A 24,316-nucleotide genomic window follows, 5' to 3' on the forward strand; every position below is an offset into this window, starting at 1 on the left:
CTGAATCTATAGAAAGAAAACAACCATACTGTACTGCCCTCGGGGTCTGCTCGTCAGGCCCCGATCCTTTATTTGATTTGGATCTGAAGAGGTGAGAGAGATGTACCCATTTGGAAAAGGCTTTGCCCGTTACGTTCCTTTTCTGCTGCTGTTGATTCCGCTGGCGTTATACGTCGTTTTTTATTTCGGACCATCGGTGTTGACCGTGATTTATTCGTTTACGGATGTGAAAAACATCCCTGGCAGCTCCATGAACTTCGTCGGGCTCGATAATTATAAAGACTTGTTTTTTGCCGGAAATTCCGGGGAACGCTGGGTTTCCATCAAAAACACGTTAATTTTCATGTTTATCGTCACCATCGTGCAAAACGGAGTGGCGTTGTTTGTGGCTGTGCTGATTAACCAACGGCTGCGCGGCGATTATTTTTACCGGGCCGTGTTTTTTCTTCCGGTCGTGCTTGGGGTGGCTGTCGTCGCGCTCGTTTGGGGCATGATGTTCGACCCGATGAGCGGGCCGGTTAACATGCTGTATCAATCGCTGTTCGGATATAAAGACATGTTTTTCTCCAGCTTTACGCATGCGTTCGGCTACATTATTTTCGTGCAAATCTGGATGTACATGGGCTATTCAATGCTGATTTTTCTTGCCGGCCTGCAATCCGTGCCAAAAGATCTGTACGAAGCGGGGTACATCGACGGTACGAACCGCTGGCAATCGTTTAAGAACATTACGTTCCCGCTGATCGCCCCGTCTTTTACGGTCAATATGCTGCTTTCGATCATCGGGGCGATGTCCACGTTCGATATTATCCTCGCCACGACGGACGGCAAGTTCAACACCAGAACGATGGCTTACGACGTGTATAAGGAAACGTTCCGCGGCAGTCTGGAAATGGGCTTGCCATCGGCGCTGTCCGTGGTCCAGTTCCTGATCATTTTGGTGTTCGTTATCGTGGCCGTCAGACAGACGCGTAAGAGAGAGGTGGAATATTAAAATGAAAAAATCCAATTCATTTACGATTCTGTCTTACGCCGTCATCGCCGTGCTGCTTGTCCTTTACGTGGTGCCGTTAATTTTGGTGCTTAACGTTTCGCTGAAATCGTATCCCGAATATTTGATGAATCCGATCGGAATGGTGAAGGAAGCCCAATGGAGCAACTATGTCAGCGCCTGGACCGAGGGCAATTTTGCCAGCTATTTTCTGAACAGCGTGCTTTATACCGGGGCGGCTACGGTGCTCACGATCATCGTATCCATTCTCGGCGCGTTTCCGGTAGCCCGGGGGTACGTCAAATGGAGCGGGTTTATCTACCTGTTCTTCCTGCTGTCGCAATTTCTCCCGAATCCGATGGTCGCCCAATATAAGCTGATGCTTTCTTTTAAAGAAAGCCTGGATTTCTTCGGTTACGATACGAAGCTGGGTTATATCATTTTGAAAACGAGCGGTACGGGCGTCGTGTTCATGATGTTCGTCGGCTACATCAAATCGATCAGCCGCGAGCTGGACGAAGCCGCGGGCATGGACGGATCGGGCTATACAAGGTACCTGTTCCAAATGATTTTGCCGCTGATGAAGCCGGTTATTGCGACAGGCGTCATCCTTACGGCAATCGGGATCTGGAACGATTTCGTCGGTCCGATCATGTATTTGCCGAGCAAAGTGAACTATCCGATTACGTTTGGCTTGAAAGAGTTCAAGGGCCAATACGGCAACAACTGGCCGCTGTTGGCGTGCGGGATTACGATCGTGGCGGCTCCGCTCATTTTGCTCTATACCTTTATTCAAAAATACCTGGTGGACGGCGCGCTTGCCGGGGCCGTGAAATCTTAAATGCGGACTAAAGAGAGAGAGGAAGAAGCGCAAATGGGACAAAAAGGTTGGAAGTTTCAAGGGGAGCAAGGCGAGTTCAGACTGGAGCAGCCAGAACATAACAGCTATTTGTATTTTCCCCTCGTCAACGAGGCGGGGATGATGTCGGCCGTGACCCCGAATTTGCACGGAGAAATCACTTCGGGACACAACACGTTTCTGATGGAGCCCGTATCGGCGGAAAGTTTGCATAATTCCAAGGCATCGCGGAACTTTTGGGTGTTTATCGAAGGATACGGGGCATGGTCCGTCAGCGGCAACTCCGCGAGACAAAACGCGGCGCGGTTTACGGGCGAAGAAGAGCGCTCCGCGGTGGAGGCGGGGTTCCTATGGCATGCCGTGACGCGCGACAACGAAAAAGCCGGACTAAAGGCCAGGACGGTCAGCTTTGTTCCGGTAACGGACGATAAAATCGAGCTGATGCGGGTGACCCTGACCAATACGGGGAACGCTCCGCTTAAGCTGACGCCGACGGCGGCGATTCCGCTGTACGGGCGTTCGGCCGACGATCTGCGGGATCACCGCCACGTCACATCGCTGCTGCATCGGATATTTACGTCGGAGTACGGCATTGAAGTGCAGCCGGCGCTTTCCTTTGACGAGCGGGGCCACCGCGTCAACAAGGTCACTTACGGCGTGTTTGGCGCTGAAGCTGGCGGAACGGCGCCCGCCGGATTTTTCCCGGTGACGGAGGATTTTATCGGCGAAGGCGGGGCGCTGGACTGGCCGGAGGCCGTCGTCGCGAACCGCGAACCGGATGCGCAGGCGGGGGCCGCCGTGGAAGGCTACGAAGCCGTCGGCGCGCTGCGCTTCGCTCCGGTGGAATTAGCGCCGGGTAAGTCCGTCTCCTATGTCGTGGCCATGGTCATTTCGGGGGACCGGATCGATGTCGGGCGGTACGCGGCGGATTATTTGGCGGCCGGCCGGTTTGATGCCCTGCTGGAGCAAAACCGGGCCTACTGGCGGGACAAATTGGATACGGTCCGGTTCAGCTCCGGGGACGGTGAGCAGGATTTATGGATGAAATGGGTGACGCTGCAGCCGATTTTACGCCGGCTTTACGGCAATTCGTTTCTGCCGTATCACGATTACGGACGCGGGGGCAGAGGCTGGCGCGACCTGTGGCAGGACTGCCTGGCGCTGATGGTAATGGAGCCGGCGGAAGTGCGCCATCTGCTGCTCAACAACTACGCCGGCGTGCGGATGGACGGCAGCAACGCGACGATTATCGGCGCGGGGCCGGGGGAATTCGTCGCCGACCGCAACAACATCCCGCGGGTATGGATGGATCATGGCGCCTGGCCGCTGATGACGACGCTGCTGTACCTCCATCAAAGCGGGGACCTGGACCTGTTGTTCCAGCCGCAGAGCTATTTCCGCGACGTATTCGTCAAGCGGTGCCGCGAGCGCGACGCCTCCTGGACGCCGGAGCAGGGGAACAAGCTGCTGACCGCGGACGGACAAATTTATGAGGGCACGATTTTGGAGCATATTTTGCTGCAAAATATCGTTCCGTTCTTTAATGTCGGCGATCACGGCAACATCAAGCTGGAGGGCGCGGACTGGAACGACGGGCTCGATTTGGCCCCGGACCGCGGCGAAAGCGTGGCGTTTACGGCGTTTTACGCCAGCAACCTGATGGAGCTGTCCGAGCTGCTGCTTGAACTGCAGAAGCGCACCGGAAAAGATTCGCTGGACATCGCCGAAGAAATGGCCCTGCTGCTCGATACGCTCGGGAAGCCGATTTCCTATGACAGCATTCAGGAAAAACGGAGCTTGCTTGACCGCTATTACGACGCCGTCACTCCGCGCGTAAGCGGCAAAAAGCTGTTGCTGGACATCCGCAAGGTGGCCGAGGATTTGAAGCGGAAAGCGGATTGGGCCGTAGCGCATCTGCGCGGGAGCGAATGGATCCAAAGCAAAGAAGGGTACGCCTGGTTCAACGGGTATTACAACAACGATGGCGAACGCGTCGAGGGGGATCATCCGGACGGCGTGCGGATGACGTTAACCGGGCAGGTGTTCGCGATTATGGGCGGCGTCGCCACGGACGAACAGACGGAGAACATCTCGCAAGCGGTAAACCGCTACTTGAAGGACGAGCGGATCGGCTACCGGCTGAATTCCCGCTTCGGCGGAATCCAGCAAAACCTCGGCCGGGCCTTTGGCTTCGCTTTCGGCCACAAAGAGAACGGCGCGATGTTCAGCCACATGACCGTCATGTACGCCAACGCGCTGTATAAACGCGGGTTCGTGCAGGAAGGGTTCGAGGTGCTCGACTCCATCTACCGGCTGTCCGCCGATTTCGAGAACAGCCGGATTTATCCGGGGGTTCCCGAGTATATCAACGAACGCGGCCGGGGGATGTACACCTATTTGACCGGATCGGCGAGTTGGCTGCTGCTGACGCAGCTTACCGAGGTTTACGGGGTCAAAGGCTGCTTCGGCGACCTGCGTTTGGAGCCGAAGCTCGTGCAGGCGCAGTTTGACGGTTCCGGCGAAGCGGCGGTCGAAACCTTGTTCGCGGGGCGCATGCTGCGCGTCGTTTACCGCAATCCGCAGGCGGCCGAACACGGCCAGTACCGGGTGGATTCCGTCAGCCTGAACGGTCAAAGCGTAGATTGCCAAAACGATGGGGCCGGCTGTCTGATCGGCCGTTCGCTGATCGAAGCTTTGCCCGCCGACGGTGTTCACGAACTGATCGTTACGCTTGGCCGCAATATAAGTTGAACTAAAGAAATACGGGGGTTGGGTCATTTCACAAGGCTGCCCTGATCCGTACAATCAACAGTTCAACTTATACAGCTCAAGAAAGGTAATGATCGCATGGCTTATCAACTGAATAACGAGCTGCTTGCGGTTGATATCGCGGACCCCGGGGAATACCGGGGAACGCGGTTCGACTGGAGCGGCTTTATTACGGGCGTCCGGTTCGCGAGCCATACGTTTTGCGTTCCGGAAAGCCTGGTTCCCGGTCAAGGAACCGGAGGCATAGGGCTTTGCAGCGAATTCGGGATCGCGCAAACCATTGGCTATGACGAAGCGGAGAGCGGCGGGAAATTTCCCAAACTTGGCGTCGGGTTGCTGACACGCCCGGACGAGGCGCCTTATCAATTTTTCCGCGATTATGAGGCCGAACCGTTTTCCATCATGACTGAGCAGCAGGGGCCGCAAAGCGTTGCGTTTACTGTGTTGCCTGAAGACTGCCGCGGTTACGCCGTGCAGCTCGTAAAAACCGTCGCTATCAAGCAAAACCGTCTGAGCGTGAGCGTTGAGCTGGATAACGTTGGCACCCGACCAGTTCTTACCGATGAGTATTGCCACAATTTCTTCGGGATTGACGGCGAGCCGATTGGCCCGGACTACGTGCTGCGCTTTCCGTTTGCGCCTTCACCCCTGAGCGATGACCCCGGTACGCTGGACGGGCTTGCGTTCAGCGGCAACGAAGTTACCTGGGAGCGGCAGCCGGAGAAAGATTTTTATTTTCGCCTGCCGGGGGTCGACGGAGCGGAGCAGCCGTGGCTCTGGGAACTGGTTCATCGGCCCAGCGGCCTGGGAGTTCGCGAGCGCAGCAAGCTCCCCGTGGCCGCAGCAGCGGTATGGGGCAAGGGGCACGTTGTTTCACCGGAGATGTTCGTGGAAGTGAAGCTCGCTCCGGGTGAGCGGCAGACCTGGACCCGGATCTACGAGTTTTTTCAGACGATGTAGGTGGTTCAGGCAAAAAAAGGGCATTTTTTAAGCTTAACTAACCTAATAATCAGCGCTTGACAGGGAAGGCCGGTGGGTTGGTTGGCGGGGTGGTCGGCGGATCAACATCCACTGTCCGGACGCTTTGCACGATTATCCCATTTGATCAGGAAGCAGAGAAGTAGATAAATTCAGAGCAGAAGATAAATTCAAAAGAAGAAGATATATTTGAGTGAAGCGGATATATTTAGGGTAAGCAAATTTGTTAGAGATTATTAGACGGATTAGGGAGAAGTAGACATGTTCGAGATCATTAGACGGGTTTAGGTGAAAGAGGTTTAGAAGAAGTGAAGCAGACCTGACGGAAGGAATGGGGCAACCGCCTCATTTTTTCCTGCTCTCTTTTTATTTATTCCGTACATTAAGCCCCCTGACCCCCCTGAACGAAGGGGATAATCGTGCAAAGCGGCATGCAGGACACCCATACACGAACACAGCCTATGTCTTTATTAAAATGAAGCATTAATGTGTCATTTCTGTAAACTGGCGAATTTTTGCGAAATATCAGCTTGCTGGGCGGCGGTTTAGTTGATATGATAATCCTTATCTAAAACTTCGAACCATACAAGCCATGGAAGGGAAAGGGATGGGGAGCAATGAGTAACAGAGCTTATAACTTTAACGCCGGACCGGCAGCGCTGCCGCTGGAAGTGCTGGAACGCGCCCAGGCGGAATTTGTCGATTTTCGCGGAACAGGCATGTCGATTATGGAAATGTCGCACCGCGGAGCCGTGTACGAAGCGGTTCATAACGAGGCGGCCAGCCGCCTTTTGAAGCTGTTGGGCAGCCCATCCGGCTATCAGGTGCTGTTCCTGCAGGGCGGGGCTTCCACGCAGTTTGCGATGATTCCGATGAACTTTCTGACCGCAGGCAAAACGGCCGGTTACGTGAAATCGGGAAGCTGGGCCAACAAGGCGATTAAGGAAGCGAAGCTCATCGGCGAGACGTTTATCGCGGCCTCCTCGGAGGAAAACAAATATATGTCCGTTCCGGATGTAGGCAGCTTGAAGCTTCCGGATAACGCGGCGTACGTACACATCACGTCCAATGAGACGATTGAAGGCACACAGTTCCGGAAGTTCCCGGATACCGGCAGCGTGCCGTTGATTGCCGATATGTCGAGCGATATTTTGTGCCGTCCGTTTGATCTCAAGCAGTTCGGCATGGTTTATGCCGGGGCCCAGAAAAACCTCGGCCCGTCCGGCGTAACGGTCGTAATCGCCCGCGAGGAACTGCTCCGCGAGTCGCCGAAGCATCTGCCGACGATGTTCCGGTACGATACCCATGCGGAAAACAACTCGCTCTACAACACCCCGCCATCCTTCTCCGTTTACATGGTGAACGAAGTATTGAAATGGATTGAAGAACAAGGCGGTTTGCAAGGCATCGAGCAAAAAAATGAGCAAAAAGCCGGTCTTCTCTATGAAGCGATCGACGCAAGCGGCGGATTTTACCGGGGCTGTGTGGAGCAAGGCAGCCGTTCGACGATGAACGTTACGTTCCGCCTCGCTTCCGAAGAACTGGAGAAGCTGTTTGTCAAAGAGTCGGAGCAGGCTGGTTTTGTCGGGCTCAAAGGCCATCGCAGCGTCGGCGGTCTGCGCGCTTCGATCTACAATGCCGTGCCGTATGACAGCATCAAGGCATTGGTCGAATTTATGGACCATTTTCAAAAATCGCACGGCTAAGCGGGTCTCGGTCTGGCGGACCTGGCCGCTGTTTAGGGCCATCGCAAAATACGGCTCCATCATCGCATGGTTTGACGGTGGTGGAGCTTTTATTTTCGGTTCCCGCACCTGAAAGAAGGCGGCCGATTTGCTATAATGGAACAAGCGCTGCCCGAGGATGGACAGACTCACAAATTGGACGAGGTGTTAGTTTCATGGCATTGCATATTGTGCTGGTGGAGCCGGAAATTCCGGCAAATACGGGGAATATCGCCAGAACCTGCGCGGCGACGGGGACCCATCTGCATCTGGTGCGTCCGCTGGGGTTTCGTACCGATGACAAAACTTTAAAACGGGCCGGGCTGGATTATTGGTACGCGGTCCACATTGAATACCACGATTCCTTTCAGGAAGTGGAGGAAAAATACCGGGGCAGCCGTTTTTTCTTCGCGACCACCAAGGCGGACAAACGGTATACGGATTTCTCGTTTCAGGACGGGGATTTTCTGGTGTTCGGGAAAGAGACGAAAGGGCTGTCTCCGGAAATATTGGCGGCGCATCCCGATACCGTGATGCGGATGCCGATGACGGATAAAGTCCGTTCGCTGAATTTATCCAATTCCGCGGCGATTATCGTGTATGAGGCGCTGCGGCAGCTTGATTTTCCGGGAATGGAGTAGATGTGATGAAAACGGAAAAAGAGAAGATGCTGGTCGGCGATTGGTACGACGCCAGCGATCCCGCGCTCGTTGCCGAACGGCTGCGGGCTCGCGGGTTGACCAGAGAGTTTAATGCCACACAAGAGGATGAACGGGAGCGGAGAACCGGTATTTTGAAGCAGCTCTTCGGCAGCTGCGGCGACGATATTTACATCGAACCGACCTTCCGCTGCGATTACGGCACGAATATTTATGTCGGCAATCATTTTTATGCCAATTTCGACTGCGTTATTCTGGACGTATGCGAGGTGCATATCGGCGAGTACTGCTTTATGGCGCCGGGGGTTCATATTTATACGGCGGCCCATCCGCTGAATCCGGCCGAACGCAACTCCGGGGCGGAATTCGGGAAGCCGGTCAAAATCGGCAACAATGTATGGATCGGCGGCCGGGCGGTGATCGTTCCCGGGGTGACGATCGGCGATAACGCGGTCATTGCCGCGGGTGCGGTCGTTACGAAAGATGTGCCGGCCGGCACGGTGGTTGGAGGAAATCCTGCCAAAATAATTAAAACAATTGAAATTTAGCAGGAATCCTGAAAATGATAGCGAAATAAAATAGATTAGGTATTTGGTTCTATTTTTACATAATTTTTTTCAGGAGAGGTGTGCCTTTATGAAACCTGCTGGTGTAGTCCGTAAAGTGGATCAGCTGGGAAGAATCGTCTTACCCAAGTCGTTGCGCAAAAGATATCAAATGAACGAGGGCGATCCCGTCGAGATTTTGGTACAGGGAGATCACATTATTTTGGAAAGATACCGTCCGAAATGCGTGTTCTGCGGATCGATGGAAAACGTGAGCGATTTTAAAGATCGCTCCATTTGCAATCAGTGTTTGGTCGAAATGAACCAGTTGTCCTAAAACCAAAGACCTGATAGCCGCGGGAAGTCCTTTCCTTCCATAAGGGGAGGCGGCCCGCGGCGGATCGCAAAATAAATGAGCTGCCCGTAAGGGGGCTTATTTATTTTGGTAGCAAACGTGCGGTGGGCTTGGACAAGCGGCGATCAAACGCGCCTGCCTGGCCATAAGAAAATAGACCGCTTGCCGCGGTCTTTCTTCTTGGAATGTGCGCCGATGGGCGCTTGTCTTCATTAAAGACCTTTTGTTTTATCGTCGTTATAAGCCGCAGTCAAAATCCCGCACACAAACATAACCATAACCAGGGTAATAATCCAGAACGTCAAAGAGAAAGACAAACCCGAACACCTCCACGTTGAACTTCTGCTCTTATTATACCCGCCTATACTTTAAAAATAAATGCTAAAATGTGATGTTTTTCATAGACGAAGATGATTGTGGTTTGCTTGTGCTATTTGAAGAACAGGAAGTGGGTTGGCACGGGGCGCAGGGCACCGTCCGACGGGCTGTTCACCACCCGGCCGTTGACGACGAGCGACGAAGAACCGCCGCCATCCAGGTTATAGGCGTCCTGAACGCCCATCTTTTGCAATTTTGCCTGAAGCTCCTCCAGCGTTGCCCCGGAACTTCCGTTTTCGTTCCGGCCGTCGATGACCAAAATGACCAGCTGGTCATCCTTGTAGTTGCCGATCACGGTACGCGGCGCACGTAAAGGCGAGGACCGCCATTTTTCCGGGATTGCCGTTTTCCTGCCGTCCTGAAGCAGGATGGGGACAAAGGAAGCGCCGAACATCGGCTCCAGCCTGTCCAAATCTTCTTTGCGCTCAAACTTGCCGCCGATGAGCTTGCCGAATTTGCTCAAACCGACGAAAAACAAATCCTTGTAGGTGGCTTCGAACCCGTTTACATATTTGCCGCCCACGATCGTCGTGCTTAACGGGTAACGTTTGCCCCGGGAATCGGCGAACCCGCCGGCGTTGATCCCGGCCACGGCGCCGTAGCGCTGGGCGGCTTGTTTGGTCGTTTCCGAACCGCCCAGCATGTCTTTGCCCAGCGTCATTGTCATCGCGTCCGGAGATTTCAGCTTAACCTTCATCGCGTAGCCCCGGTAGGTTCCCGGGTTGACTTTGTATAACTCGATGCGAATCCGGTCGCTTTGGACCGTTTCGTACGGCGTTCCGAGCTTGGCCGTGATTCTTCGGTTATAGATCGTCGCGGGCATTCCGGCCGACGTTTTGGCCGTTTTCACGATGGTGCTCATCGCCGAGGTCGTTTTGCGGTACAGCTCGGCGGTTTTTTGAATGGACGAAATCGTGGTTTTGGCGTTCGCTTGCGCCTGCGTAAGTCCGCGGGAAATCGCCCCAGTCGTCTGAAAAATATCCGCCTCCGGCGTAATATCGCCGGGTGGGCTGTTCCATTCGATACGGGGGCCGCTGATCAGCAGGGCGATCAGAAGGCCAAACAAAGGACCGGTTGCCAGCAGAAAAAAACGGTTGACTCGTTTTAACGGCGTAATCATTTGAGCAGACCCATCTGTTTCTGAAGCTTGGCCAGCTGCTGTTTGACCTCGTTCAGTTGAGTATACAGCTTGTTGCTGTTGTCCGTTTTTTCGCTGGTGTTGTCCTTCGTAAATTCAAGCAGTTCATTAAACGTATCGACTTTGCTCTGCAGTTCTTCGACTTCTTTCGATAAAGCCGTCAATTGCGAGGTGTAGTCGGCTTTCATCATTTCCGTTTGGCTTTGCCATTTGGCGTCCAGCTGCGCGACCATCGATTGCTTTAAATGATTGCTGTAAAAATAGGCGGCGGCGGCCCCGGCGCCGATCAACAGTACCCAGACGAGCAAAATCAAAGCTACGGAAGGACTCTGCTTTTTCCGGGGGCGCATCGGTTCGGTGACGGTTGCAGGCTCCGTAGAATAAGACATCACATGATCACCTCAAAAACTATTATTCGCAGTACCCATTCTAACACGGCGACATTTTTATCGCAAAAAGGATAGATTTAGAGAAAATATGCCAATTTGCGCATCTTTTTTTGTTTGCCGGCGCCGGTTGTCTGGAAACTTTGTCCTGGGGTACAATCGCCGTAAATGAAGGAGCGGAAAGGGGGAGTTCACCTGAACCTCTGGCTTGAGATGTTAAGGAGAAGATTGCCGCCTGCTTTTGTACTTGAAGCCGAAGAGCGGCTGGAAAACGGAACATTGATCGGGTTGGCCGGGTCGCACGGGGACGGGGGAAGCGGCAGCCGTGATGAGAAATTAGGACCGCTCTGCGGAGAAGAACCTTGGGAGCATCGGGCGGACGAACAGTCGGCACATGATAAAGATATATTTAATGAAGAAAACATTCCGCAGGATGAAAGCGCGGCTGGCGTGCAGGCGGAGGAAGCGGCGGAGCGTATGCTGGTGGATTGGCTGGCTGCCGCTTACGCCAATTGCGAAGGCGGAGAGGCGCTCCAGCCGCGGCAGTGGCTGCTTGCGGAAAGCGCCGACGGGGCGCTTGAGTTGGCGCTGCGGGCGCTGGTTCCCGGCGGCGGGGCCGTGCTGGTCGAGACGCCCGCCGCGCCGGAGGCGCTCGAGCTGATGCGCCGCCTCGGGCTGCGGGCCGTCCCGGTGGAGTGCGACGGGGACGGCATGCTGCCGGACGATGTGCGGCGGAAGGCGCGGCTGGCCGGGGGCAAGCCTGCCGGGGGGGAGCCTGCCCTGGCGTATGTGACGCCGCACTTCTCGAATCCGTCCGGCCGGGTGTGGAGCCGGCAGCGCAAGCTGGCGCTGCTTGCGCTGAGCGCAGAGCTTGGGCTGCCGCTCGTGGAGGACGATACGGCAGGGGCGCTGCCATTTGCGCTGTTATTCAAAAATCCGCAGGTTCCTGAAGCTCCGGAAGTCCCGGAAACGGGGGCTGCTGCTGCGGAGAAGAAGTTGGCGGCGGTGCCGGGAGGTGAAACGCCGAGCGCAGCGGTGCTGGGGAACGAAATGCCGAAAGCGATGGTACCGGAAGGCGAAATGTTGAAAGCGGCGGTGCCGGAAGGCTGCGAGTCACTGCTTCGCTTGCGGCAGATGGCGGGGATTTCCGGGGCCAAGGTGATCGGCATCGGCTCGTTTGAGCGGGCGCTTCTGCCGCAGCTGCCTTTGGCCTGGCTGCGCGGCGAGGCGGAGGTGATGGAAAAGCTGCGGCGGGAAGCGGGGCGCGGGAGCGGCGGCGGAAGCGGTCTGCCGGCGGCGGGCCCGGCCAGCCAATGGAGCGAGGCCGTGCGGGCCGCGGGCGATCGGGCCGTGGCCGCAAGGGCCGGGCGGCTCCGCGCCTGGCTCGCGTCGCCCGCAGCCGCGCGGCATGCCGCCGCAGCCGCGGCGGCGTACACAGCGCGGCGCATGCTCGCGCTGGAGCTGCTGCGGGCGCCCGCCTGGCGGGGCGCCCGCGCGGCCGATCCCGGCGGCGGGCTGTACCTGTGGGTCAGCCTGCCCGCCGGGATCTCCAGCGAAGCGCTGCTGCGCGCTTCGCTGCTGGAGGGCACAGCGTTCCTGCCGGGGACGCTGTGCTGCGCCGGTGAGCCGGATGACGGGTGCATCCGGCTCACCGTGGCCGCGCTCGAAGAAGCGCGGCTGCGCGAGGGGCTGGCGCGCATCGCCGCCGCCCTCGCCGGCTTTACGGCGCGTTCCGGGGGCTGACACGCCCCATCTCCGCGCCCCGGGGGCCGACGCGCCGCCAACGCTGCGCCCCAGGGCTGAACGCGCCGCCAACGCCGCGCCCTACTCCGCCCCCTCGCTCCGCTCCAAGGCCGCGGCGGCGCGCCGCCACGTGTCCACGACGTGGGCGTACTGCCGCAGCCCTTCCGTCCCCGCGGGCGTCAGACAATAGCGGCCGCGGGCGACGCGGCGGAACCAGCCGTAGTAGTCGCGCTGCAGAATCGCCGCGGCGCTGCCGACGCCGCTGCGGTCGCGCGCGTCCTTGGGAGCCATCTCCCCGCCCCCTTCCTGCAGGGCGAGCGCGACGCGCAGCGCCTTTTCGCGGTACGCCGTCACCAGCTTGGCGCCGTGGCTGCCGCCGACATTGTAATCGCCGCTGCGCTCATGAAACTCGTGCATCAGCCGCTCCGCCCGCCTTTTGACAACCTTGGGCCCCGGGGTGTATACGCTGTCTTGCGGCGCGCATAAAATCTCCACAAACGCGGGTTTTGTTTTGTACCGGGTGACCGCGATCAGGCCTAAACCCAGCCTGCGGCACAATATGGTGATTTCGCTCCAGCGCTGATTGTGGGCCCCTTTTTCGCGCGGTTTTTCTCCACGGCCAAATAAACCTCGCCGCTCAGCTTCTGCCGTTCGAGTCCCTGCAGCAGCAGCGGCAGGTTAAATGTCTTTTTCATTTCGACGATCAGCGGCTCATCGCTGCCCGGCCGATAGCCGACCAGGTCGCAATGGCGGACTTCGCTGCGCACGATGTATCCGCGCTCCTCAAAAAAGCCTTCAACGGGGCGTATAGTTCCGTCTCATGCTGTACGGCCATGACGATCTCCTTTACAAGGTTGTTCAAAAAGTTATCTTTCCATGACGAAGCAGTTCATGAAGCGGAACGGCGTCGAATCTTGAATTCAGCCGGGCCTTCCGGTGCTCACGTACCCAAAACGTACGCTCCGCTCCTTTCGTCCCTAGCTTCATCCAACCTTCTCGGTCCTGCAAATCTAACTTTTTGAACTCACATTTTACAAGGTTGTTCAAAAAGTTATCTTTCCATGACGAAGCAGTTCATGAAGCGGAACGGCGTCGAATCTTGAATTCAGCCGGGCCTTCCGGTGCTCACGTACCCAAAACGTACGCTCCGCTCCTTTCGTCCCTAGCTTCATCCAACCTTCTCGGTCCTGCAAATCTAACTTTTTGAACTTACATTTTACAAGGTTGTTCAAAAAGTTATCTTTCCATGACGAAGCAAGTTCATGAAGCGGAACGGCGTCGAATCTTGAATTCAGCCGGGCCTTCCGGTGCTCACGTACCCAAAACGTACGCTCCGCTCCTTTCGTCCCTAGCTTCATCCAACCTTCTCGGTCCTGCAAATCTAACTTTTTGAACTTACATTTTACGTATCCATGATCAGTACAAATTATAGCACAAACCTCAATCCCCACTTTTTCGATGCGAATATTTTTACCCCGAAAACGGTCAACTTCTCGGGAAAAGCCGCATAGGAATGTAATACACTTTTCAACGTGGAAGCTCCATTTAAACTCAGCTTCAGATACAAAGGCCAAGGCCGGGGACGCGGGAGAACCCCTAAGCGGGAGTACAGGAGGTACCTAACATGGACATTTTTGAACGTATAGCGGCTTACCGGGCGGAAAGCGACTCTTTGTCGTGGAGCGGCACATTTAAACAATATATCGAACTTTTGGCCAAGGACTCTTCGCCGGCGATGACCGCCCATGCCCGAGTTTATGAGATGATCAAGTCTTATGGGATAGAGGAAGTTGACGGCCGGAAAAGGTATAAATTTTTCGAGCAGGAAATCTTTGGGCTGGACCGGGCGATTGAAAAGCTGGTTGAGGAATATTTTCACTCCGCCGCCCGCCGGCTGGACGTCCGGAAGCGGATTCTGCTTTTGATGGGCCCGGTCAGCGGCGGTAAATCGACGCTGGTGACGCTGTTGAAACGGGGGCTGGAGAAATTTTCGCGGACGGACAAAGGGGCCGTATACGCCATTGCCGGCTGCCCGATGCATGAGGACCCGCTCCATCTTGTTCCGCACGAGCTGAGGCCCGAGGTAGAGAAGGCACTGGGCGTCCGGATCGAAGGCAACTTATGCCCGGTCTGCCAGTTGAAGCTCAAAACGGAGTACGGCGGCGACATTGAAAACGTCAGGGTGGAGCGGGTGCTGCTCTCCGAGGACGAGCGGATCGGCATCGGCACGTTCAGCCCTTCCGACCCAAAGTCGCAGGACATCGCCGATTTGACGGGAAGCATCGACTTCTCGACGATTACCGAATACGGATCGGAGTCCGATCCCCGGGCATACCGGTTTGACGGCGAGTTAAACAAAGCCAACCGCGGGCTGATGGAATTTCAGGAAATGCTGAAGTGCGACGAAAAGTTTCTGTGGAACCTGCTGTCATTGACCCAGGAGGGCAACTTTAAGGCCGGCCGGTTTGCGCTGATCAGCGCGGATGAGCTGATTATCGCCCATACGAACGAAGCGGAATACAAATCGTTTATCGCCAATAAGAAAAACGAGGCGCTGCAGTCGCGGATGATCGTGATGCCGATTCCATACAATCTCAAGGTGTCCCAGGAGGAGAAAATTTACGCGAAGCTGATCGGTCAAAGCGATATGAGCCACATTCACATTGCCCCGCACGCGCTAAGGTCGGCGGCGATTTTTTCCATCTTGACCCGGCTCAAGGAGACGAAAAAGCAGGGCGTCGATCTGGTGAAAAAAATGCGCCTGTACGACGGCGAGGAAGTGGAGGGCTACAAGGACGCCGATTTGAAGGAGCTGCAAAACGAATACCTGGAGGAAGGGATGTCCGGCGTCGATCCGCGTTATGTAATCAACCGGATTTCCAGCGCGCTGATCAAGCAGGACCTGCATTGCATGGGGGCGCTCGATATTTTGCGGGCGATCAAGGACGGTCTCGATCAGCATGCCTCCATCACGAAGGAGGAGCGCGAGCGCTATTTGAACTTTATCGGCATCGCCCGGAAGGAATACGACGAACTGGCCAAAAAGGAAGTGCAAAAAGCGTTCGTGTATTCGTTCGAAGAATCGGCGCGCACGCTGTTTGAAAACTATCTCGACAATATCGAGGCGTTCTGCAACTGGACCAAAATCCGCGATCCGCTGACGGATGAGGAGCTGGACCCCGATGAGCGCTTGATGCGTTCCATCGAAGAGCAGATCGGCATCTCGGAAAACGCCAAAAAAGCGTTCCGGGAAGAAATCCTGATCCGCATTTCCGCCTACTCGCGCAAAGGAAAAAATTCGAATACAATCATCACGACCGGCTGCGCGAGGCGATCGAAAAGAAGCTGTTCGCCGATCTCAAGGATATCGTGAAAATTACGACGTCGACCAAAACGCCGGACGAAAATCAGTTGAAGCGGATCAACGAGGTCAGCAAACGACTGATCGACGAGCACGGGTATTGCCCGGTGTGCGCCAACGAGCTGCTGCGCTATGTGGGAAGCTTGTTGAACCGTTAAATGAACATGCTCTGCCGGTAACATCCATGGTAAGATGAACTCCCTGCTTTGATATTTCTGAAGAATATCGAGGCAGGGATTTTTTTAGATTATAGAATTTTTAAGTTTTCAGCGGAGCTGAACAATTCTATAATCGCAAGAAAAACTTCCGCTTAACGTGGTCTGTCTTCTTTGAATGTACGTCGATAGACGTTTTTTTTACACTAGCGTTGCAAGAACACTAACATCAATTTTCAGCAAAACCCACATTTGGATTATTGAAACTATAAATGGATTTTTTTACAGTCATTTTTTAAGCTTAAGACCAAAAAGCCAAGGTTACCTAATGCGTAGGTCGCGATGTCCCATTAAATGTATATAATGGATATTATTCCTTGAATTTGCTTGGCTTAATTATCCCAACCATTGTGCGCACCGATAACACTTTGGGACCTGACCCCGGACGTCTCCCCGGACTACTTCGACTGGGTTTCCGATCCAGTTCGATTCGAAAGGATCGCCATGAACGGTACAAATACTCGCGGAGAATCCGGAGCACTTGCCAGTTTGTTTTTGCCGTTTGGGTGCTGTGCCGGATGTGCTCCACGAGCAAGGCAGTAATTAAAGCCAAGAATAACTGGTTCCAAATAGCCTGTGGTTTATGACTGTGCAGCTTCTTCAATCGCAAATGTTGCTTCAGCCATTTAAAATACAACTCGATGAGCCAGCGATTTTTATAGATCTGCGCGATTTCTTCAGCGGTCTTATCCCATACCGATGTAAAAATACGATAAGTCCGTTCCTGCTCGTCATAAAACTCCACCAAACGAACGGAATGTTCCATGGATCGGAAGGAACTGCCCACGCAAACCTTGGCGTCCCGCGTGATGTTCGAGCCTTCCGGAACAGGATACTCCTCAATGACGGTGGCAAGCGCGCGATCTCGCATACGGATCACAAACTGGATGTTGTCCTGGACCCATTGATCCATCCGGGCATAATCATCATAACCGCGATCCATCACATAAATCGCATCCGAGGGGACGACCAGTTCAACGGCCCCCGCACGATCCCCTACATTGAGCGAACTGGGGATCATGGCATCAGGAAATAGCTTGTCGGGAGCTGTAACAACGAGGCGCAGATGCATCTTGACGCCGCTACTCTTATTTGACATCTTGGCCCAACTTCCAAGTTGAAGCGGCAGTCGAATGCTGGAAGAATCAATGATGTGCAATTTCCCGCTCTGGCCCTGGTGGCAAGCACGTTGCTGTGTTTGTGATGCCAGATGCTGAAACATCCACTCCAACAGCTCCGTTGGGATCTGATCGAGTTTTCGGGATAATTGCGAGCCGCTGATACTCTCCAACTGTAGAAGCTGCTGAAGTTTCGGCTCAGCACGAAGTGCAATTTCCATTTCACCGTAAGATGACCATTGTTTCAACTGAGCATTGATGAAGAGCATGATCGCTTTCATCGTGGTAAGTTTCTTGGTGTAATGGTCGAAGAGTAAACGTTGATGCACATCGATGGGCAGTAAGGAAATCAGTTGACGAATGACCGTTTTAGCTTTAACGTTATCCATGGATGGTCTCCTTTTGTAGAGAGTTATGGACAACGTACCTACCTCTTTACAATAGGAGATTTTTTATGCTTTTTCCATGAAAAATGATCATAATTACCCATATTTAACTAATATTTGATTATTCGCGTTAGGTTTTATGCAACGCTAGTGTTTTTTTATACTTATTTTGAAGCTCTGAAACTTCATAGAGTATAATACTCAATAACTTGAAAAGGCTGGCTATCGTGTTGAGCAGGCATTTACAGGCAGAGAGGCAATGAGTAAGGCGCTAATGCTCGGCTCGGCCTTAATATTGCTGGATGTCATGCTTCCGGATCATGACGGGTGGTATCTGCTTAAAGAAATCCGCAGGCGCAGCCAGTGCCCGGTCATCCGGCGCAGGTCAGACTGGGTATCACCACGATTCGAACCATTTATGCTTCCGCCGTATCGGCTGAAGCGATGACCCAGGCGCAGAATGATATTACACCAGCACTGCGGGCCTCACACGGCTTGCTTTCCAGTGAAGAGGATGATTTCCAAGTCATTTCACTTGTCGTCGGCGGAATCGGCATCCGCAAAGCGATTGGGGCAAAGCGTGGAGTCATCATGCGCCAATTTCTGATCGAAGCGGTTATTCTGAGTCTCATGGGCGGGACCGCAGGAGTGCTGCTTGGACTCGGTACGGCCAAACTTCTTGAGAAAGTGGCGAATCTGTCTATTGAATTGACGCTTGAGCCGACGCTGTACTCCTTCCTGTCATCCATGGCGGTTGGTATTATTTTTGGGGTGTATCCTGCCAGGAAGGCGGCCCAACTGAAGCCGATCGATGCGCTGCGGTATGAATGATCCGGACTTCATCCGTTTCTGCCGATTTCTGAATAGGCAAAAAGTCGAGAACAGGAGTAAGTGACTCGAGAAGCGAACAACTGATCGCGTACCAGGTCCCTGGTCAAATAGCTACGGAGGTTAGGCGGCTTAGCGCAAAATAACTGATGGATAGAGGTTTCAGACAAGGTCTGAGCTCTATCCATTTTTGGTTGTTTTCATGGTGCAAAAAACGACAAAATTAGTAACATCATGTATCCAAACCAGGTGTCGACATGTTTCGCTATATGCAAAAGCCAAAAATGGAATGATAATACTATTTGGATTTTGTGAAATTAGGAGGATGGGAGGGCGGGAGTGAATCATAAGTGAATCTAAAGAAGCAGGTCTTTGGATATTACATTGGAAGCATGCATGTAGGAGATGGAACAAGATTACAACTTTATAGAGTCTTGATTAGAAAGGGGAGCAGTATGACTAGCAAAAGAATAAACAGACAAGTTTGCCTTATGCTCATCGCAGTATTTTGGATATTATCAGTTTCATTATATATTACAAGCAATAAAGCAGAGGCAGCAGGTGAGTGGAAACCGATTTATAGCAAAACTCAAAGACTAATGTACTACGAAGATAATGTGTACTTGCATTATCCAACAAATATCCCCAGAAGTGAACTGGGGAATTACAGAATAGATCTCTCTTGGACTTATACCACATATCTTATATATCACTACAATAAAACAGATATTGGTACTATTGATGTTAGAGCAGTAAAGTCTGGTGACACTAATATTATGAGGAGAAAAAATATTGTATATGGGGATAATAGGGGCGGTTCTGCTTCCTTTTTGTTCTCCAATAACAATGACTTTTCTGTCACAGAAAACATTCTAACTCACTTTAGCACCTATGAACCTAATCTTATAGATACCATCACTATGGTTATCTACTATAGAGATGCAAGCCCTCCTACTAATCCTACAATATCTGTTAACCCACCGGGATATACCCAAGGCAACGTCTCTGTTTCGATCAGTGGGAGTACGGACAACACGGGAGTTGCCAGTTATGAGTACAGCCTTCAAGGAGCTCATAATTCGGGGTGGACGGTATATAACAACCCGATAACGATTACCAACCCCGGACAGACCACGATTAGTGCCAGGGCGGTAGATGCAGCGGGCAATGTCAGCGGGGTGAGCACTTCCAGTGCGTACATAGACCAAACAGGCCCAACTGAACCAGCCGTATACATTAGCCGATCGGATTGGAGTAATACGGACGTCATGGTAGGCATCAGCAGCCACGGGGCGGACAGCCAGTCCGGCGTATCGAGAAGTGAAATCGCCGTGACAGGAGCAACTAATATAGGATGGCAAACCTATACGGGGACGTTCAACATATCCGCTAATGGTCAGAGTGTCGTCCATGGCCGAACGATAGACAATGCTGGTAATGTGGGTCCAGAAAGTACAGGTGTGGTCTACATTGATAAACTTGCGCCCAACCTGCCAACAATTAGCATGGATGGGAACTGGACCAGCAGCGGTAAAACTTTTACGCTCCAACACGGAACAGATAATGGAGGAAGCGGAGTAAACCGAAGTCAATACAAGCTCGGAGATAGTGGGGCATGGACCGATTACACCGATCCGGTAACCGTAAACCAAGAGAACCTCGTCGTTTACGCCAGAACGATAGATAATGCCGGTAATGCGGGCGAGGTTGCTCAATCCAACGGAAATATTGACTGCACACCCCCGGCGCAGCCTTCCATTACATTGAGTGAGACCGGATATACGTCCAAAAATGTTTCGGTCACCGTAACCAGCGGGCAGGATGCCCTGAGTGGCGTGCTGAAATCACAGTATCGGATTGATAGCTCAGGAGCATGGACCGATTATACGGCGCCCTTTTCAGTGACCAATGAAGGGGTAACGACCATCTATGCCCGTACCATGGACAAAGCAGGGAATGTGAGCGAAGAAGCAACCGCAGTGGCTAAAATTATTCGGACCAAGCCGGTAAAGCCAGCTATCACCTTAAGTCCTGTGGACTGGACGAGCCAAAATGTTATCGCGACAATCAACAATCCAAACAACTCAACCGGAAGCATCTCCTACAAGGCTCAGTATAAAGTCGGGGATACCGGCGCATGGGCTGATTACCAGTCTCCCATCACCGTTGGAGATGAAGGCATAAAGGTGTATGCGAGGGTTGTTGATGCAGCAGGTAACTTTAGTGAAGAAGTCTTGGCTGAACCAAGAATAGATACGACAGCTCCGACGGAACCGGTGATTGAAAGCATATTGAATCCGAGCGGATCAGGAGCCAATATCACGGTAACGCCGGGAACGGATACACTTAGCGGAGTGAGCCGGACGGAGTACAAAATCGGGGATCAGGGCACCTGGACAGCGTATGCGGCTCCATTTACCGTTAACCGTCAGGATGCGGTCATCGTCTATGCAAGAACGATAGATCGGGTCGGGAATGTATCCATTGAAGCGGTAGCGGTAATTGATGCGAATTTATACCAGAAAACACTGGCCGAAGCCATCCAAGCAGTTGAAAAAGCTGAGGCATCGAGGCTTCAGTCGGATATCAATGCGGCCCGCACCCTCATTAGTGATTTAAAGGATACCGATCAAAAACTTCTGCTGAACCGATTGAATGCTATCCAAGTGATGCCGGATGTGCCAGATGATCAAAACAGCCCGTCTACTCCTGCCAACCTAGTCGGCACAAATGTAACGCCAACCAGCATCAAACTGTCCTGGAAGGCTTCTACCGATGATGAAGGCGGGGTCAGCTACGAAATCTATATTGACGGTCAGCTCATTGGTGAGACAAGAGAACTCGCTTATGAAATCACAAACTTGGATCCGCAAACCAGCTATGCGTTTACCGTGAAGGCCAAGGATGCCGCCGGAAATTATTCCGGTCCGAGCAATACGGTCACTAAAGGCGTGTCTAAAAACTATAACTACAAGTATGATGCCGCTGGAAGACTGGACTATATCGAGTCGAACGGCAAAGTGATATTCGATTACCAATATGACAAGAACGGGAATCTCATACAAATTATTACACTGGTCAATCCTTAAGATTGGAGAAAAGGTCGATGAAGAGAAAACTGGGTACGCGTAATATTGCTATATTCCTGCTGCTACTCCTTTTTTTCAATACAATGAGTGCCTATATCCCTAACATCGCGAGCGCTTCCGAGAAAACGGGTACATACGAACAAATCGCTTCCCGCTTTGGAATGTCTGCTTCATTTATCCAGAACGAGCTGCAAAAAGGATACTCTATAAATCAGATTTATACTGCACTTTTTCATGCAGAACAGTCGAGTAAAACTTATGAAGAAGCCTTGGCGGAATTGTTTCCTAAGGAATTAAATAAATCAGAAACCGTTACGAGTAATGTTTATAATCGGTTAAATACATCGCCTTTAGACGGTATCGTAGTTTTTGATGTCACGGATGACGTCGATGCGAATAAAACAGAGGACCGTAGTTCTGTTACAGAAGATGTGTACTCTATTAGTAAGGCTACAGCGAATTCCTTAAATAGAGTGGCCGATATACCTGTACTCCCCCCAATAACAGAAGAAGCTCCGGTTTACGATAAAACTTCATTTAACGACGCTCCTTACTCCGTGGGAAATGAAAAAGAAAGCATTTCCACTCTTTCGGGTAACTTGCATGTCCAAAATTCAGATATGTCGTTACCGGGGAGAAATGGTCTTGGATTTTCACTTACTCGGCAATATAATTCCAACGATGCCCAATTTTATGGCATGGGAGCTACATTAATTGATGTAAGCGAAGCAAAGCAAAATTACTACGTCGAATTTAATGTCATTGAGAAGCCTATCATAAGACAATATAAGGTGAGCTATAACGAGAAAAAATGGATCCAGGAAGATACCAATGGAGACGGGGTAGTTGACCGCAATACATATGATCTCCCTGCCACAACCAAAGTTGTAGGAACCTATTCGACATTGGAAGAGGCAAATCAGGCGGCAAGTCAAAAGATAACGTACACGGTTCCTGCAGAATCTAAGATAGTAACTGATTACATCACAGCCAGCAAACTGGAATTGTTTCCACAATCTATTCGTTATAATCAAGATGGCTTTGTTGGAAGTCTTGAGCCTAGAGGACGAGCGGAAGTGATATCAGGTTCATATACACCTTTGGACTCTAAATATATTTCAAACTATAGTTGTGAGATCGTTAAAGTAGGGAGTTACGATGGCTATGGATACTGGTCTCCTAATTTATATGATTATCCTGGCGGTTCATGTGGTAAATCAAGACTAGAATATAACGATGGTACCTATAGCGGAACATTGTCATTTAACTATGATTTTATATGGTTAGGTTGTCCTTCTCCTGAATACAAAAAACGTAATTCGGTGTGCACTGTACGAGGCGATGCTTATTATTCGGGGACAGTCTTTTCAAAAGGAACTGAGGATACCCGTATATGGGGACAGAACTACGAAGGGATTGTTACCAAACCTGGGTACACCAGTGACACCGGCTACGATCCCTGGGTCGACAATGGGCAGGGAGGAAGGATAAGGTACGCATATACTGCTGACGGCCTGCCATGGATCGATAAGCTTGAGTCTGAAGGAAATGGAAGTAAGGTTCTGAAACAAACACAGCTTTACTCTACACTGGAAGAAGCCGAAGTGTGGAAAGAGTTTATCGGCAGCAATTCCGGTTTAGAGATTACCGGCTCGGAAGAAGGCGCCGAACCTAACTATCGGTATTATATTGCAGAAGGTGCTCATCCCGTTATTGGTGCAGTAACCGTTGAATATCAACCCAAATTTATCTATCAGAATACGACTAATACGCCGCTAAACGAGCAGCTTTTTCCATTAGGCAAAGGGTGGGCCTGGAATCTCCCTTATGTAGAAACCAAAGATGACAAACAATATATTCATCTTCCTGAGGGTGGAAGTTATGAAATTGAGGGAGACCAACTCAAAAATTATGATTGGAAGGGACTTACCTTTGTAGCGGACGAAAGCGTAATCGTAAATGGTGAAGTGTCAGCTTACGTACTAAAGTCAACGAATGCCCAGCCCAAATACTATTTTTCAAAAGACGGCAGATTACTGCAGATTTCGGACGCTCATAACAACTTTATTCACTTTTACTATGAGCAAAATGCTACTTATAATCGTAAATTGTTGAGCAAAATTAAGGATGCCATAGGGAACACAATAGAAATTTCGTATTCTGCGACTGAAGTAATACTTAAGAAAGAAGATGAGACGGTAGTTTATAAAAAGCATACTGAACAAGGAGTTGAACTTCTCGATTCGATAACAGATGCAGCCGGAAGGAAAACGACGTATTCATATACTTTGGCTCCTGCTAAATTTAATCTAAACGCCTCAGAGCCAGGAAGACAATTGTCGAATCCATACGCGCTTCTGACCAAAGTGTACCATCCTACCGGGGCTGCCACCGTCTACACCTACGATGATCAGCCGGTACGGCGATATATTGGTGCGAATTCTGTTAACGAAGCTTACCGAGCCGTCTCGCGAGTGGATCAAATTATTTACAGTAATGACCTTGTTGAGGAGTTTAATCGCGAAACGATACACTATACCTCTGACATGGCAGCGACCTATAATGACAATACAAGCTTTTCAACCCTTATTAATAACGGGTTAACTAATTCGACTTATAAGTACAATAAAAAATATGTCGATAATAAAGTCGGTTCCAAATATTACCTGGAACAGGCCGTTGTTCAAGCAGTGGATAACGAGAAGGTAACCAGCTATCAGTATAATAAACAGGTAGAGGGCAAGTCGTATTCGGCGCCGGTTCCAACGGTTACTACATCGAGTAATAATTAAAA

Annotated in this window: 16 protein-coding genes and 2 pseudogenes; 14 read left to right on the top strand and 4 right to left on the bottom strand. The window is 52.0% G+C overall.

The annotated features are described in order from the left end of the window. The first annotated feature begins 100 nt into the window (after positions 1–100). The 8 genes from NYE74_RS32410 to NYE74_RS32445 all read left to right on the top strand — a co-directional run bounded on the left by NYE74_RS32410 (position 101) and on the right by NYE74_RS32445 (position 8,862). Positions 101–994, top strand: coding sequence for a carbohydrate ABC transporter permease (locus tag NYE74_RS32410; protein ID WP_036624860.1), 894 nt, complete (start codon positions 101–103; stop codon positions 992–994). 1 nt (position 995) lies between these two features. Further along, positions 996–1,832, top strand: coding sequence for a carbohydrate ABC transporter permease (locus NYE74_RS32415; RefSeq protein WP_124331686.1), 837 nt, complete (start codon positions 996–998; stop codon positions 1,830–1,832). A 33-nt stretch (positions 1,833–1,865) separates the two neighbouring features. After that, positions 1,866–4,601: a GH36-type glycosyl hydrolase domain-containing protein gene (locus NYE74_RS32420; protein WP_341005528.1), complete on the top strand. Its 2,736-nt coding sequence runs from the start codon at positions 1,866–1,868 to the stop codon at positions 4,599–4,601. Between the two features lie 96 nt (positions 4,602–4,697). Then, entirely contained in the window at positions 4,698–5,579 is an 882-nt protein-coding gene (locus NYE74_RS32425; RefSeq protein ID WP_316561514.1) for a hypothetical protein, read from the top strand. 635 nt (positions 5,580–6,214) lie between these two features. After that, positions 6,215–7,303, top strand: coding sequence for a 3-phosphoserine/phosphohydroxythreonine transaminase (gene serC, locus NYE74_RS32430; RefSeq protein WP_036624856.1), 1,089 nt, complete (start codon positions 6,215–6,217; stop codon positions 7,301–7,303). Between the two features lie 194 nt (positions 7,304–7,497). Beyond that, complete coding sequence (trmL, locus tag NYE74_RS32435; RefSeq protein ID WP_124331685.1) at positions 7,498–7,962, top strand: tRNA (uridine(34)/cytosine(34)/5-carboxymethylaminomethyluridine(34)-2'-O)-methyltransferase TrmL; 465 nt, start codon at positions 7,498–7,500, stop codon at positions 7,960–7,962. Positions 7,963–7,967: 5 nt separating this feature from the next. Then, on the top strand, positions 7,968–8,528 hold the full coding sequence (locus NYE74_RS32440; RefSeq protein WP_316561513.1) for a maltose acetyltransferase domain-containing protein: 561 nt from the start codon (positions 7,968–7,970) through the stop codon (positions 8,526–8,528). 88 nt (positions 8,529–8,616) lie between these two features. After that, positions 8,617–8,862, top strand: a complete 246-nt coding sequence (locus tag NYE74_RS32445) for an AbrB/MazE/SpoVT family DNA-binding domain-containing protein (protein WP_036624848.1) — start codon at positions 8,617–8,619, stop codon at positions 8,860–8,862. A 448-nt stretch (positions 8,863–9,310) separates the two neighbouring features. Here NYE74_RS32445 and NYE74_RS32450 read toward each other — a convergent pair whose 3' ends face one another. Next, a complete protein-coding gene (locus tag NYE74_RS32450; protein WP_341005529.1) occupies positions 9,311–10,378 on the bottom strand; it encodes a phosphodiester glycosidase family protein in 1,068 nt (355 codons plus the stop codon). Continuing rightward, positions 10,375–10,785 carry a hypothetical protein gene (locus NYE74_RS32455; protein ID WP_036624842.1) on the bottom strand — a complete coding sequence of 137 codons (411 nt, stop codon included), beginning with the start codon at positions 10,783–10,785 and terminating at the stop codon, positions 10,375–10,377. Before NYE74_RS32455 ends, NYE74_RS32450 begins: the two co-directional genes overlap by 4 nt. A 165-nt stretch (positions 10,786–10,950) precedes the next feature. On the opposite strand from NYE74_RS32455, the gene NYE74_RS32460 reads away from it, so the two are divergent. Further along, positions 10,951–12,525 (top strand): hypothetical protein, encoded by a 1,575-nt coding sequence (locus NYE74_RS32460; RefSeq protein WP_341005530.1) that lies wholly within the window; start codon positions 10,951–10,953, stop codon positions 12,523–12,525. Positions 12,526–12,606: 81 nt separating this feature from the next. Here the strand turns inward: NYE74_RS32460 and NYE74_RS32465 are convergent. After that, positions 12,607–13,360: pseudogene (locus tag NYE74_RS32465) on the bottom strand (DUF2161 family putative PD-(D/E)XK-type phosphodiesterase). A 789-nt stretch (positions 13,361–14,149) separates the two neighbouring features. Between NYE74_RS32465 and NYE74_RS32470 the strand changes: the two are divergent. Continuing rightward, a pseudogene (locus NYE74_RS32470) lies at positions 14,150–16,044 on the top strand (PrkA family serine protein kinase). 367 nt (positions 16,045–16,411) lie between these two features. Here NYE74_RS32470 and NYE74_RS32475 read toward each other — a convergent pair. After that, positions 16,412–17,608, bottom strand: a complete 1,197-nt coding sequence (locus NYE74_RS32475; RefSeq protein ID WP_341005531.1) for an IS4 family transposase — start codon at positions 17,606–17,608, stop codon at positions 16,412–16,414. Between the two features lie 256 nt (positions 17,609–17,864). Here NYE74_RS32475 and NYE74_RS32480 point away from each other — a divergent pair, with 256 nt between their 5' ends. The 4 genes from NYE74_RS32480 (at position 17,865) to NYE74_RS32495 (ending at position 24,314) form a co-directional block, all read left to right on the top strand. Further along, a complete protein-coding gene (locus tag NYE74_RS32480; RefSeq protein WP_341005532.1) occupies positions 17,865–18,053 on the top strand; it encodes a hypothetical protein in 189 nt (62 codons plus the stop codon). Then, a complete protein-coding gene (locus tag NYE74_RS32485) occupies positions 17,969–18,436 on the top strand; it encodes an ABC transporter permease (RefSeq protein ID WP_445323429.1) in 468 nt (155 codons plus the stop codon). Before NYE74_RS32480 ends, NYE74_RS32485 begins: the two co-directional genes overlap by 85 nt. 452 nt (positions 18,437–18,888) lie before the next feature. Beyond that, positions 18,889–21,522 carry an OmpL47-type beta-barrel domain-containing protein gene (locus NYE74_RS32490; protein ID WP_341005533.1) on the top strand — a complete coding sequence of 878 codons (2,634 nt, stop codon included), beginning with the start codon at positions 18,889–18,891 and terminating at the stop codon, positions 21,520–21,522. A 17-nt stretch (positions 21,523–21,539) separates the two neighbouring features. Beyond that, a complete protein-coding gene (locus NYE74_RS32495) occupies positions 21,540–24,314 on the top strand; it encodes a hypothetical protein (protein WP_341005534.1) in 2,775 nt (924 codons plus the stop codon). Positions 24,315–24,316 lie beyond the last annotated feature (2 nt).

It is taken from the genome of Paenibacillus sp. FSL P4-0127 (assembly GCF_038007325.1).
GTDB classification, from domain to species: Bacteria; Bacillota; Bacilli; order Paenibacillales; family Paenibacillaceae; genus Fontibacillus; species Fontibacillus macerans.